This is a genomic window from Spirillospora sp. CA-128828, assembly GCF_050945415.1.
Taxonomy (GTDB): Bacteria; Actinomycetota; Actinomycetes; order Streptosporangiales; family Streptosporangiaceae; genus Spirillospora.
Window position 1 is genome coordinate 1,793,483 of sequence record NZ_CP191986.1, and the last position, 13,153, is coordinate 1,806,635.

A 13,153-nucleotide genomic window follows, 5' to 3' on the forward strand; every position below is an offset into this window, starting at 1 on the left:
GAGTCCGGTGCGGTTGCCGGGGGCGCGGGGGGTCGTTCCCCCACACGGAAAACGGCCCGGTTCCCAGGGGAGGCGACGAGGGTGGTCACGACCGCGCCGCGGCGCTCCGCCGGGCCCATGCCGGGTCTGCGGAACCGGGGGCTCTCCGATCCCGGCGAGCGCGAGGCGCCTCCGGCCACACCCTCCCGTAAGGACCTGCCCGCCTGGCCGCTGGGGCTGCTGTTCATCGCCTTCCCCGTCTGGTGGCTGCTCGGCCTCGGCGCGTTCGCGGCGCCCATCGCCGCGTCCGTGATGGCGCTGCACCTGATGCTGCGCGGCGGGACCCGGGTCCCGCCGCGGTTCGGGCTCTGGGTGATGTTCCTGGTGTGGATGATCGCCGCCGGGACGCAGATCGACACGTTCGGCCGCGGCGTCGGATTCCTGTTCCAGTTCATGAACTACGGCTCCGCCACCGTCGTGTTCGTCTACGCCTACAACTGCAGCCTGAAACGGCTTCCGATCCGCCGCGCGCTCGGCATGGTGGTCGTCTTCTGGGTGTGGGTGGTGATCGGCGGTTTCCTCGGCGTGCTGCTGCCCAAGGTGGGGCTGACGACGCCGTTCGAGCGCATCCTGCCCGGCGCGATCAAGAGCAACGACTACGTGCAGGCCCTCGTGCATCCGCAGTTCGCGGAGATCCAGCAGCCGTGGGGTGCGCCCAAGCCCTACAACCGGCCCCGCGCGCCCTTCCCCTACACCAACTCCTGGGGAGGCCACTTCGCGCTCCTCTTCCCCTTCGTCGTCCTGTACATCACGCAGGCTCGGATGCTCACGCGGCTGGTGCTCGTCGGCCTGATGGCGGCGTCGCTCATCCCGGCGTTCGCGACGCTGAACCGCGGGATGTTCCTGGCGATCCTGGCCGGCGTCCTGTACACGGCGATCCGCTTCCTGCGCCGCGGGCATGTCCGCTGGCCGGCCATGGTCATCGCCCTCGTGGTCATCGGCGGCATCGCGGCGCTCCTGTCGGGCGTCGGGGCGGGGATCAACAGCCGGACGGAGTACAGCTCGACCAACAACGACCGTCTCGGGCTCTACACCGAGACCTTCGTGCGGACCCTCGACTCCCCTGTGCTGGGGTACGGGGCGCCGCGGCCGTCCGAGAACTTCGTGGTGTCCGTCGGCACCCAGGGGGAGTTCTGGCACCTGATGTTCTCCTACGGCTTTCCCGGGCTCGTGTTCTTCTGCGCGTGGATATGGTGGCTGGCGCTGCGGACCCGGGGCGTCAGACCGGATTCGCTGCTCTGGCTCCACGCGGTGCAGGTGATGGCATCGCTGATGCTCTTCTACTACGGGCTCGACCAGACCGAGCTCGTCCTGGTGTTCGTGGCGGCCGCACTGATCCTGCGTGGATCCGCCGGCGGTAAGGCGGGAGGCGTGGATGACCGCGGCGTTGCCGCAGACTGAGCAGAAGTCCGGGGACGGCCGGCGACACGGCCGCGACCTGCGGGAGTTCGCGCGCGGCGGGGCGATCGGGCTGATCAGCTCCATCGTCGCGGCGGCCTCGGGGTTCCTGCTGACCGTGGTGGTCGCCCGGACGCTGGGCGCCGCCGAGGCGGGCGTGTTCTTCGTCGTGGTGGCGCTGTTCACCATCGTCGCCGAGATCGCCGAGCTGGGCGCGGACACCGGGCTGGTGCGCACGACGGCGCGGCTGCGCGTCCTCGGCCGGGGGGACGAGCTGCGCCGGCTGATGGCGGTGGCGCACCTGCCGGTGGTGGTCGTCGGCGTTCTCTGCTCGGCCGGCGCGTACCTGGCGGCCCCCTGGATCGCCGACCGGTTCATCGACCCGGCGCATGCCGACACGGCCGTCACGCTGCTGCGGATCGCCGCGCCGTTCCTAGGCCTCATGGCCCTGACGCGGGTGGCGCTCGGCGGCACCCGCGGCCTGGGCAGCGTCACCGCCTACTCGCTGATCAACAACGTGCTGCTGCCCGGTGCGCGCCCGATCTTGGTCGGCCTGGTGTTCGTGCTCGGCATGGGGGCCGCCGGCGTCATGGTCGCCTGGACGGCTCCGGTCGCTGCGTCGTTCATCGCGGCCGTCCTGGTGCTGTGGCGGATGGTGCCCCGAGCCGAACGCGAGCGCGGGCAGGAAGACGAAACGGTCGCGGACCCCGCGCCGCAGAAGTCGGCGGGACGGGAGTTCTGGGCGTTCTCCGGACCTCGGGGAGTGGCCGCCGCGGTCGAGATCGCGCTGGTGTGGGCCAACGTCCCGCTCGTCGCGATGCTCGTGTCCAGCGAGGAGGCGGGCGTCTACGCGACCGCCAACCGGTTCGTCAGCACCGGGACGCTGGTGCTGCAGGCCGCGCGGATCGCGATCGCGCCGCAGGTGGCCGCGATGCTCGCGCGGGACGAGCGAGGCCGGGCCGGGCACCTGAACTCGCTGGCCACCCGGTGGGTCGTCCTCGCGTCCTGGCCCATCTACCTGGTGCTGGCCTGTTTCGGCCCGTTCCTGCTGGCACTGTTCGGCGAGGGGTTCACCGGCGGCGCGGTCGCGCTGGCGGTGCTGTCCGGCTCGATGCTGCTCGCGCTCAGCGCCGGCAACGTCCAGACCGTGCTGCTCATGGGCGGCAAGAGCTCCTGGAGCCTGGCCAACAAGTCCGTCGCGCTGACGGTGAACATCGTGCTGACCTTCGTGCTTGTGCCGCCGTTCGGCATCGCGGGCGCGGCGGCCGCCTGGGCGGTGGCGATGCTGATCGACACGGTCGCGGCGGCGCTGCAGGTCCGCTATCTGCTCGGGCTGCGGCTGGACGTGCGGCGCGTCGCCGTGACCGGGCTGTGGGCGCTGGTGTGGTTCGGGCTGACCGGGGTGGTGCTGCGGGCCCTCTTCGGGGCCTCGGCCCTGGTCTTCGCCGTCTACACCGTCGTCGCCTGCGCCGGGTACGCCGCTACGCTGTGGCGTCTGCGCCACTCGCTCGGGGGTGCCGAGTTCCTCGGCGCGGTCCGCAACAGGGGCGCCGGGGAAAAGAGCGCCCGACAAGGGGAGAGTGCCTGACCATGGGTCTTGTCGCCGGTCTCAAGGACCGCTCACCGCGGGCCGTCAAGGACGTGGCCAATTCGGTCACCCGGGCCTACGGGATGCGCACGGCGGAACAACGGCACCTGCCCGACTTCATGGTCATCGGCACCAAACGGGGCGGGACGACATCGCTGTGGAACTACCTGATCCAGCATCCGCTGGTCATGCCGATGTTTCCGGCGTCACGCGGACTCAAAAGCCCCTGGTACTTCTACGTCAACTATGCGAAGGGCGACGCTTGGTATCGCTCTCATTTCGCCACCGAGAGTGAACTCGACCGGATCGAGCAGAAGTCGGGAACGCGTCCGCTGACCGGTGAGGCGTGCCCGTACTACCTTTACGACCCGCGCGCGGTGGAGCGGATCCACGCGCGGATGCCCGGCCTCAAAGCGATCGTCGTGCTGCGCGACCCGGTCAAGCGCGCCTACTCCCACTACTGGGAGGCCGTCGGCAAGGGCGCGGAGGACCTCGGGTTCGAGGAGGCGCTCGCCGCCGAGCCGGAACGGCTCCGCGGGGAGGTCGAGCGCATGCTCGCCGAGCCGCTGTACTACAGCGAGCCGCACGACTTCAACAGCTACCGGGACCGCGGCGTCTACCGGCCGCAGCTGGAGCGGTGGTGCGAGCACTACCCGCGGGAGAACCTCCTGGTCATGTCCGCGGAGGAGCTCTACGCGGACGAGCAGGCCGCGCTCGACCGCGTCTGCGGCCTCCTCGGGCTGCCGCCGCACCGGATGGAGAGCGCCGAGCGGCACAACTACCTGCCGGCCCCGCCGATGGACGCGGGAACGAAGGCCGAGCTCACCGAGTTCTACCGGCCGCATAACCGGGAGCTGTTCGAGTGGCTGGGCGTCGATTTCGGCTGGCCGAGCTGAGCGGGTCCCGGACGCGCGAACAAGCGGGCCGGTTTACCGCCGTATCACTGATTTTTTCGTTGCCGCCGGACGAACTGGGAGTTTGTTCACATTGCCATTCCAGCATTGTGGAATTCATTGACCAACGGTCTCCACCTGCACTAACGTAACTTCATTCTCATGCGTGGCGCCTGGAGCGGCGGACGAATCGCCTGCTCAGCGCCATCCCCTCCGTCGAATCCCCCCGGGGGAGTTCATGCCAGATCGATTGCGTTTCCTGCGTGGTGTCCGGTATCGCAGAAGCGCCGTGACCATAGTCGCCACGGCGGCCGTGCTGACCGGCACGGTCGTCGCCACCGTCTCCGCGCAGGGCGGCGGCCGGACGGCGGCGCTCAGCGCGGCCAGCGTGCAGCGGGACGGGAAGAGCTCCGCCCGCGCCGCGGCCTCCTGCTGGGCCATCAAGCAGCAGTTCCCCTCCAGTGCGAACGGGGTCTACTGGCTGCAGACGCCGAAGCTCATCGCGCCCGACCAGTTCTACTGCGACATGACGACGGACGGCGGCGGCTGGGTCCTCGTCGGCCGCGGCCGGCAGGGCTGGAACTTCGCCTACCCCGGCCAGAACGGCGTCGCGGAGGTGCGCAGCAACCCGACGGGCACCGGCGCGTTCACCCCCGCCACCCTGCCCGCGGAGACGATCGACGGGCTACTGGGCGGCCACACGGTCGACGACCTCCCCGACGGCGTCCGGGTCCGCCGCGCGACCAACGTCGACGGCAGCAAGTGGCAGGAGATGCGGTGGAAGTTCCAGAAGGCCGCTCCGTGGTCCTGGACGTTCGACGCCGATCCGGCGAACCCGTTGACCTCCGTCAGCTTCGACGGCAGCACCTCCACCGGCGGTAACACCCGGCTCGTCGCCAAGGACAGCGTCCTCAGGCCGACGAACGGGTTCTACACCTACGAGACCAAGGAGAACAGCTGGCAGCGGGGCTTCGCCTACCGGTCGTACGTCACGGCCGGAGACAACAGCCCGACCAGCTACCTCTGGCGTTCCGGCGTCGCGGGCGGCAACACCATCCCGTTCACCCAGGTGTGGATCCGGCCGAAGCTGACCGACCTGGAGTACCCGTCCGTCCCCGACTCGGGTACCCCGGCCACGACCGAGAAGCCGCTGATGAAGAACCAGACCTCCGGCGGGGCGTGGGGCGTCACCGGTGTGGTCAGCGGCGGTACCGGCGAGAAGCACCTTGAGGTGCAGGCCATGGCCGTGTCGGGCAACACCATGTATGTCGGCGGCGAGTTCAAGTACGTGCAGAAGGGCGCGACCCCGGCCGCCGACGAGAAGGTCGAGCAGTCGTACCTGGCCGCCTTCGACACCACGACCGGCGAGTGGAAGTCCTCGTTCCGGCCCAAGCTGAACGGCGGCGTCTGGGACCTGGAGGTCGCCGGGAACAAGCTCATCGTGGCGGGCGAGTTCACCAAGGCCAACGACGCCGACAACACCGCCGGGCTGGCCGCGCTCGACCTGGCGACCGGGAAGAACGCGGCCGGATGGGCGGCGAGCGTCTCCAACTCCACCGGTGGCGCCGCCATGGCCCGCGCCCTGGACGTGCAGGGCAACTGGCTGTACGTCGGCGGCAGCTTCACCCGCATCTGGGGCGGTAACCCTCTCAGCACCAAGGTGTCCGTGGGACGCACCGCGCGCATCCGCGTCTCCGACGGCAAGCCCGACGGAACGTGGAAGCCGAACTTCAACGGCTCGGTGATCGAGCTGGACGCCAACCCGGGCGGCGACCGGGTCTACTACGCCGGCTACTTCACCCAGGTGAACGGTCAGCCCGCGCGGAAGATCGCCGTGCTCGGCACGGCCGCCCCGGCGGCTCAGGTGGCCGGTCTGAACGACCAGAGCTGGCACCCGAGCTCGTCGAACATCGACAAGCAGTACCAGCAGATCATCCGGGAGTACGGCGACAAGGTCTGGGTGGGCGGCTCCGAGCACATCTTCAGCGCCTACACCAAGAGCAAGTTCGACCGGATCAAGAGCGTCATCACCAAGCCGGGCGGCGACATGCAGGCCGCCGTGGAGATCAACGGCATCGTGTACGGCAGCTGCCACTGCTACAAGTTCGTCTACCACGACGGCGACGCGTGGCCGACGCCGACCACGTGGTCGCAGATCCAGACGGCCAACGCGGTGATGGCCTTCGACGGCAAGACCGCCGAGCCGATGTCGGACTTCTGGCCGAGCCTCGGCACCCGTGCCGGCAACGGGCCGTGGGAGCTCACCGAGGACAAGCAGGGCTGTATGTGGATCGGCGGCGACATCAACCGCGGGTCGTGGCTGAATTCCGGCTATCAATGGGCCGGCGGGTTCACCCGGGTGTGTCAGCAGGACACCTCGCCACCGGGGAAGCCCACCGACCTCAAGGCGAGCTCCGAGGACGGCGGGGTCAAGCTGACCTGGCAGGGGCCCTCGGCGAACGCCAACACCGCCAAGTACGAGGTCATCAAGGACGACCGGGTCATCGGCGTCACGTGGGGCTGGCACCTCACGGACGACTCGGGGACCGGCGGCCGCTACTGGGTGCGCGCCATCGACACGGCGGGCAACCGCTCCGCCTCGACGGAGGTCGTGACCCCGTAACCGGGTGACGACGGGAGTCAGGCCCGGGTTCGGCGGGAGCCGAGCCCGGGCCTGACCCATGTTCGGAGATGGACGCGCCCCGCGCCTGTCCCCGGATGACGGGGACGGCTCTCAGGACCGCCAGCGCGCGAGGACGTCGAGCATCGCGGGGAACAGCGCCGGGTTCCAGCCCCCGCCGCCGCGCTTGAGCCTGTACGTGCGCGTGAACATCTCCAGCAGGTAGAGACGCGCCATCAGGTCGCGGGCCTCCGCGGCGACACCGTACGCGGCGAGCTCGTCCCGGGCCGCGCGTTCGACGGCGGCCACCGCCGTGTCCAGCGGGGCCCCGTGCAGCACGAGCTCGACCTGGAAGCGCCAGTGCAGAAGGTCCAGCCCGACCGGCGCGCCCAGGGCGCTGTGCTCCCAGTCCCACACGTGCAGGTCGCCGCCGTGGTGGCCGATGTTCCACGGAACCCAGTCGCCGTGCCAGCGGCCGATCCGCAGTTTCAACTCCGCGAACCGGTCCGTGAGCGCGTCCAGGACCGCGTTCAGGGCCTCGGCGAGGTCGGGCTCGTCGTCCATCGCGGCGGCCTCGTCCCGCAGGCGCCGCCAGAACGCCGTGCCGGTGAGTCTTTCCCATCCGGAGCCCGAACTCTCCGCGATCGCGAGCGTGAAGGCCGGTTCGGGCGGGCTGCCGGGATCCCCGTGGCCGGTCACGCGGGCCGGCAGCGGAGCGGTCACCGTGATGACGAGGTCCCGCCACGGCCCGTGGTGCAGCAGCGCGGGGACGTGCGGGCGGGGCCCGCTCGCCTCGCCGGCACGCGCCGCCAGGCCCGTCGCGACCGCGTGCACCGCCTCCGCCTCGGTGGTGGCCAGTTCCTTCGTGGCCGGGCTCCAGCCGATCTTCGCGTAGCCCAGCGGAGCGCCGTCGCCGGAGAAGACCTGCAGGGTCGGTTTGCTGTTGGGGTCGATCGGCCGCACCCCCAGCCCGAAGACGAGCTCCGGAGCGTCCAGCACCCGGCGCAGGTGCTCGCCGAGCAGATGGTCCGCGGCCTGCTCGGCGGGGATGTCGGAGCGGATGCCGACGGTCAGCCGGTGCCTCAGCAGGCGCTGCGCGAGCCCCGTCCGGAACCCGGCGCCGAGGACGCGCCGGGTGGCCCGCACCTGCCCCGACCGCAACCGGTTGTAGCAGGTCAAGGTGGCCGCCGCGGCGGCGTTCCCGGCGATGGGCACGAGGAACTTCGCGTTCGCGGGACTGGGGACGACGGCGTAGCTCTCCACGGGCCGGTAACCGCTCGGCAGGCCGTCGAGAGTGGCCAGAACCGGCGCGCCGGGGCCGGGTTCGCCCCACAGCCGGAGGATGAGCTCGCGCAGTGGCACGGACGTGGGCACGACGCCTCCTGTCGCGATCCGGGCGGGGGATGCGCGTGAGTCTAGCGGCCCTCGCACCGTGTGTTCGGGGCGGCCGAGATGCCTGGAAGTGGCCTGGCGCCGACGCCGGATGCCATAGGGTTCCATGACCTCTGGTATCGCTTCACGGGTCGGCTGATAGTGAGAAGTGGGGGACCCCCGATGCTGTTCCGACGGCGCACCATGGCGTTCTGCGTTGTGACGGCCGCACTGCTGGCCGCGGCGTCCGCGTGCGGCGGCGGCGACGGCAGGTCCGCCGAACCCGATCCCCGCGGGCCGAGCGCCTCCGCCGGGGCGAGCGGCGCGCCCGGAGTGCCGGACACGGGCGACAACGACAAGTCGAAGACCGGGAGCAAGCCGACGACGCAGCCGACGCCGGTGTCGCAGACGCGGCCCTACCTCTACCCGCCGAAGGTGGGCAAGGCGGGCACCGTGTGCGGCACCGCGCAGAACAACCAGGCCGCGCAGTACGGCCTGAAGATGGCCCGCGGGCAGGCGAAGTGCTCGGAGGTGCGCACCGTCTTCACGACCTACTTCGGCTACATCGCCGAGGTCGAGACCCGCGGCTACGGCTACGACGGCCACCCGATCAAGTCGGCCGGCTGGACCTGCCGCCCGCACACCAAGGGCGACGTGACCCTGCGCTCGATCGACTGCGCGAAGGGCGGCGCACTCGCGAACGCCTCACTCCTGCCCAGCTGACGGGCACGGTGGGCCGGCTGCCTAGGAGGGCTTTCCGGCCTTGCCGTGGCGGAGGCGGTGCAGGAGGACCCGGGTCAGGTAGGCGCCCAGTTCGATGGTGTAGCGGCGCCAGAGACGGCGGGGTTCGCGGGCCAGGCGGTAGAGGAAGCCGACGCGGAGCTTGAGGACCCAGGCCGGGTAGTAGTCGCGGCGTTCGGCGAGGTGCTCGAAGTAGGCGCCGCACGTGATGATGACGGGTGCGGTGAGGCGGTCGCGGTACTCGGTGACGAAGCGCTGCTGCAGCGGGGTTCCGAGGCCGACGTGGAGGATGTCCGGGGCGGCGTCGTTGATCTCGGCGACGAGGCGTTCGGCGGTCTCGGCGGGGATGCGGCCCTGGTCGTCCGCCCAGTGGCCGTGCAGGGTGCCCGCGATGCTCAGGCCCGGGTACCATGCGCGGACGTTCGCCGCGGCGGCTTCGGCGACGCCCGGGGCGTTGCCGAACAGGAAGACGCGCCAGCCCTGCTCGGCGGGCTGGCCGAAGAGATGGTCGGTGAGGTCGTCGTTGGCCATCCGGCCGGGCACCGGGCGTCCGAAGATCTTCGCGGCCAGCACCACGCCCCAGCCGTCCGGCAGGTTGAGGTCGAAGCCGTTCATCAGGTCGCGCAGCCCGGCGTCCTTCTGCGCCTTGAGCACGTAGTCCGGGTTGGCGAAGGTGACGGTCAGCTTCGTCCGCTCCTTGACGGCCGTCTCGACGAAGGACCGGAACAGGGCGACGTCGGAGCGGCTGACCCGTACGCCGAGGACGTCGACGGTGTCATGCGGCCATCGTTGGTCCACGTTCGCTCTGCCCTCCCGAGGCACCGGCGACGCCGGGGGATACGACCGGAGAGGGCAGCGTATCCCGGTTCCGTGCGGTGCGCCGGAGGTAGAGGGAGACGGCGATCGTGGCGGCGGTGAGAGCCACCATCGTCCAGGCGAGGGGGACGGCGGCCATGCCGAACATCTTGAGCGAGGACGCGACCAGGACCAGGGCGAGGACCCGCCGGATGAGCCCGCTCGGGGCACGGGACGAGATCTTGGAGCCCAGGTAGACGCCGGGGATGGAGCCGGCGAGAAGCGCGGTGGTGACCTCCATGCGGAAGTCGCCGAACAGCAGGTGGCCGATGGCGGCCGCGAACACCAGCGGGACGGCCTGGAGCAGGTCGGTGCCGACGAGCTGGTTGGCCTTGAGCGTCGGGTAGAGGGCGAGCAGCGCGACGATGATGAGGGAGCCGGAGCCGACCGAGGTGATGCCGACGACGAGGCCGCCGACGATCCCGATCAGCACGGTCGGAACGGGCCGGACCTTGATCTCGGGGGCGTTCTCCCCGTCGTCGGAGGATCCGTTCCGGCCCCGGTACGCCAGGTAGCCGCGCAGGACGAGGCCGGCGGCGGCGATCATCAGTGCGGCGCCCATCGCCTTGCTGATCAGGTCTTCGATCGAGCCGCCGTGGCCGAGGGCCTTCGCGACCAGGACGCCGGAGAAGGCGGCGGGCACCGAGCCCGCGCACAGCCAGCCGACCAGCCGCATGTTGATCGTGCCCTGCCGGTAGTGGACGGCGCTGCCGACGGGCTTCATCACGGCGGCGGCGACCAGGTCGCTGGAGACGGCGGCGAGCGGGCTGACCCCGAAGAACGTCACGAGCATCGGCGTCATCAGTGCGCCGCCGCCCATGCCGGTCAGCCCGACGATGATGGCGACGAGGAACGAGCCCAGCGCCATCGTCCAATCGAAGTCCATTGGCATGACCTACCTGGCATATAGGAAAACTCGCTTAACAGACTAAGCGACGCTTCTCCGGAGTCGTAACCCGGGTGGGGTGGGACAAACGGGACGGAAGGGGTTACTCGGGCCGCACCCAGCCGCCGTCCACCAGCAGGCCGAGGACCTCGCCGACCGCCTCGTCCGGCGTCATGTGCGACGTGTCGAGCGTCAGATCGGCGTCGTCCGGCGCCTCGTAGGGGTCGGAGATGCCGGTGAACTCGGGGATCTGGCCGGCCCGGGCCTTGGCGTACAGGCCCTTGCGGTCGCGGCGCTCGCACTCCTCCAGCGGCGTCGCGACATGCACCAGAATGAAGTCGCCCACGGCGGACACCATCCGCCGCACCTCCGCGCGGGTCGCCGCGTAGGGGGCGATGGGTGCGCAGATGGCGGTGCCGCCGTGCCGGGTGATCTCGGCGGCGACGAACCCGATGCGCCGGATGTTGAGGTCGCGGTCGGCGCGGGAGAACGTCAGGCCGGCCGACAGCATCCGCCGGACGACGTCGCCGTCCAGCAGCGTGACCGTCCGGCCGCCGCGCTCGACCAGCGCGTCGGCCAGGCCGCGGGCGACCGTCGACTTCCCGGAGCCCGACAGGCCGGTGAAGAACACCGTGATGCCGCGCGAGCGCTTCGGGGGACGCGCCAGCGCCAGCTCGGCGGCGACGGCGGGCGGGGTGAACCAGTCGGGCACGGGCTCCCCGGCGTCCAGCAGCTCGTTGAGCCGCTCGGCCGTCAGCTCCGCCTGGACGTGGTCGGGCTCGATGCGCGCGACGGGCCGCCAGACCTCCACGTCGGCGTCGTATGCCCAGGGTTCGGGGACGACGAGCGGGATCGCGGTGCCGTCCATCTCCTCCTCGGCGAGCAGGTGGGTGGCGCCGTACGCGGCGGCGACATGCGCGTGGAGGAGGACGTCGCGTTCGCGGTCGCCGCGCGCCGGCAGCGGCACGGGGATGATCTGGGCGCCGTCCGGCAGCTCCTTGCGGACGCCCAGCAGCGCCCGGACGAGGGACTCGTCGTGTTGCCCGCTCAGCATCGGCAGGACGAGGACCTTCGCGCCGAGCCGCTCGGCGACCTGCCGCAGCTGGCCCAGCTGCTTGCGGTGGAGGGGCTCGCGGGTGGCCGCCACCAGCACGTTGCCTTCGAAGGCGTCGAGCTCGTCGGGGCGGCGGCGCAGACCGTGGAACGGTCCGTGCGCGGGGGCGCGGAGGGGCTCCAGCGGACCGGCGAGCCGCCACGCCTGGCTCGTCGGGTCCTGCCAGGTCTCAGTGACCCGCATCACCGCGAGTGGCACGCCCTCGGGGTCCTGGAGGACGACCCGCTCGTGGCCGGTCAGCTCCTTCGGGACGGTCAGCGTGACCGGGACCGGCCACGGGGTGCCGTCGGCGAGCCGGCCCCCGGCGATCACCATGGCGGTGTCGAACGAGCCGAGGAACCCGGTCAGCGGGCGGTACACCCCGGCCAGGATCAGGTCCAGGTCGGCGAGCTCCACCGCGTCCGGAGTCCAGGCGGGCAGGTCGCGCAGCGTGTCGGGAAGGCCGGCGTCGGCGGTCACCGCGATCTCCGATCCCGCCCGGCGGAGCGGCCGGGCTCGTCCGTGGCGATTAGGGGTTTCCGCAGGAAAAATACTGCCCCGGCCCGGACCCGCGCACGTGCGCCCCCGGATCAGATGACCCGCGCGAAGCGGTTCTCGGGTTTGCGGATGACGAGCGTGACCTCGCTGTGGTCGGCGGTGAGGCGGCCCCGGCTGACCGCCGACACCAGCCGGCAGAGCAGCTCGGCGAGGCCGGTTCCGGCCCCGAGCGCGTCGATGGCCTGCCGGGAGGTGTACTCCTCGGCGATCACGAGCCCGCGCATGACGCAGTACCAGCGCATGCCGCCCTGCGACGCGACCCGGTCGTAGATGGCGGGCGGCGGGCTCGTCCGCACGACCGGCACCGGGCGGGCGGGCGGCTCCGCGGCCGGTACCGCGGCGGGCATGCCGCCGGGCCGCGCGCCGGGCACGGCGGGCTCGGCCTTCGTGTCGCCCGCCGGGTGCGGGACGCGGGCATGGGCGCCGCGCCCCTGGCCCCGTCCCGGACCGGGACGGCGCCTGCGGGCGGGCAGGCGCAGCCACCTGGGGAGCGTGCGGTCCAGGAACCCGAACGCCGTGTTGCGGTCGCGCAGGTGGATCAGCAGCAGCCCGCCGGGTTTGAGCGCGGCGACGAACCGGTCGAGCACCAGTTCGGCGTGCGGGACCCGCTCGATCAGGTACGAGGCGTGGACGACGTCGAAGGCGCGCGGCGGCAGCGGGACGGTGCGCAGGTCGCCGAGATGCCAGGTGTCGAGGTCGGGCCGCTCGCAGGTGTACGCGCGCAGCTCGGGGGACTCCAGATCGACGCCCGTGACGTGGTGCTCGCGGTCGCCGAGGTCCAGCCCCGTGCCCCAGCCGCAGCCCGCTTCGAGGATGTGGATCCGCTGCAGGGGCTTCTCGTGGGCGTACTGACGGGCGCGTTCTGAGAAGAGATCGCCGTCGTTGACCGGCGGCGTACGCAGATCGGTCACAATCTCGCAGCGTAATCGTCCGACTCCGCTCCGTCCGCTATTTGCCCTTTCTTGGTGACCGTCGTGTCGCCCTGCGTACCCGCCGGGGGGTCGTCCGCGAGCTGCGGCGTCGCCTGAACGGGAGCCCGCGCGGGCGCGTACCCTGGTACGCGGTACCGGGGTCCGCGCGGATTCCCGGTTTTCGGGCTGCCCTCCCTCGG

The 13,153-nt window shown here is 71.3% G+C and carries 10 protein-coding genes; 5 read left to right on the forward strand and 5 right to left on the reverse strand.

The genetic code is table 11. The annotated features are described in order from the left end of the window. Positions 1–81: 81 nt before the first annotated feature. The 4 genes from ACQPXG_RS09170 to ACQPXG_RS09185 all read left to right on the forward strand — a co-directional run bounded on the left by ACQPXG_RS09170 (position 82) and on the right by ACQPXG_RS09185 (position 6,541). On the forward strand, positions 82–1,440 hold the full coding sequence (locus ACQPXG_RS09170; protein WP_433467192.1) for an O-antigen ligase family protein: 1,359 nt from the start codon (positions 82–84) through the stop codon (positions 1,438–1,440). Continuing rightward, a complete protein-coding gene (locus tag ACQPXG_RS09175; protein ID WP_433467193.1) occupies positions 1,415–3,025 on the forward strand; it encodes an oligosaccharide flippase family protein in 1,611 nt (536 codons plus the stop codon). The genes ACQPXG_RS09170 and ACQPXG_RS09175 overlap by 26 nt, the downstream gene beginning before the upstream one ends. Positions 3,026–3,027: 2 nt before the next feature. Continuing rightward, complete coding sequence (locus tag ACQPXG_RS09180) at positions 3,028–3,921, forward strand: sulfotransferase domain-containing protein (protein WP_433467194.1); 894 nt, start codon at positions 3,028–3,030, stop codon at positions 3,919–3,921. 286 nt (positions 3,922–4,207) lie between these two features. Next, positions 4,208–6,541 (forward strand): fibrinogen-like YCDxxxxGGGW domain-containing protein, encoded by a 2,334-nt coding sequence (locus ACQPXG_RS09185; protein WP_433467195.1) that lies wholly within the window; start codon positions 4,208–4,210, stop codon positions 6,539–6,541. A 111-nt stretch (positions 6,542–6,652) separates the two neighbouring features. On the opposite strand, the gene ACQPXG_RS09190 is transcribed toward ACQPXG_RS09185, so the two are convergent. Beyond that, entirely contained in the window at positions 6,653–7,912 is a 1,260-nt protein-coding gene (locus ACQPXG_RS09190) for a hypothetical protein (protein ID WP_433467196.1), read from the reverse strand. A 180-nt stretch (positions 7,913–8,092) separates the two neighbouring features. On the opposite strand from ACQPXG_RS09190, the gene ACQPXG_RS09195 reads away from it, so the two are divergent. Beyond that, a complete protein-coding gene (locus ACQPXG_RS09195) occupies positions 8,093–8,632 on the forward strand; it encodes a hypothetical protein (RefSeq protein ID WP_433467197.1) in 540 nt (179 codons plus the stop codon). Between the two features lie 21 nt (positions 8,633–8,653). On the opposite strand, the gene ACQPXG_RS09200 is transcribed toward ACQPXG_RS09195, so the two are convergent. The 4 genes from ACQPXG_RS09200 to ACQPXG_RS09215 all read right to left on the reverse strand — a co-directional run bounded on the left by ACQPXG_RS09200 (position 8,654) and on the right by ACQPXG_RS09215 (position 12,953). After that, a complete protein-coding gene (locus tag ACQPXG_RS09200; RefSeq protein ID WP_433467198.1) occupies positions 8,654–9,448 on the reverse strand; it encodes a WecB/TagA/CpsF family glycosyltransferase in 795 nt (264 codons plus the stop codon). Then, positions 9,426–10,391 (reverse strand): sulfite exporter TauE/SafE family protein, encoded by a 966-nt coding sequence (locus ACQPXG_RS09205; protein ID WP_433467199.1) that lies wholly within the window; start codon positions 10,389–10,391, stop codon positions 9,426–9,428. Before ACQPXG_RS09205 ends, ACQPXG_RS09200 begins: the two co-directional genes overlap by 23 nt. A gap of 103 nt (positions 10,392–10,494) precedes the next feature. Further along, on the reverse strand, positions 10,495–11,964 hold the full coding sequence (cysC, locus tag ACQPXG_RS09210; RefSeq protein WP_433467200.1) for an adenylyl-sulfate kinase: 1,470 nt from the start codon (positions 11,962–11,964) through the stop codon (positions 10,495–10,497). Between the two features lie 110 nt (positions 11,965–12,074). Beyond that, positions 12,075–12,953, reverse strand: a complete 879-nt coding sequence (locus ACQPXG_RS09215) for a class I SAM-dependent methyltransferase (RefSeq protein WP_433467201.1) — start codon at positions 12,951–12,953, stop codon at positions 12,075–12,077. Between the last annotated feature and the right edge of the window lie 200 nt (positions 12,954–13,153).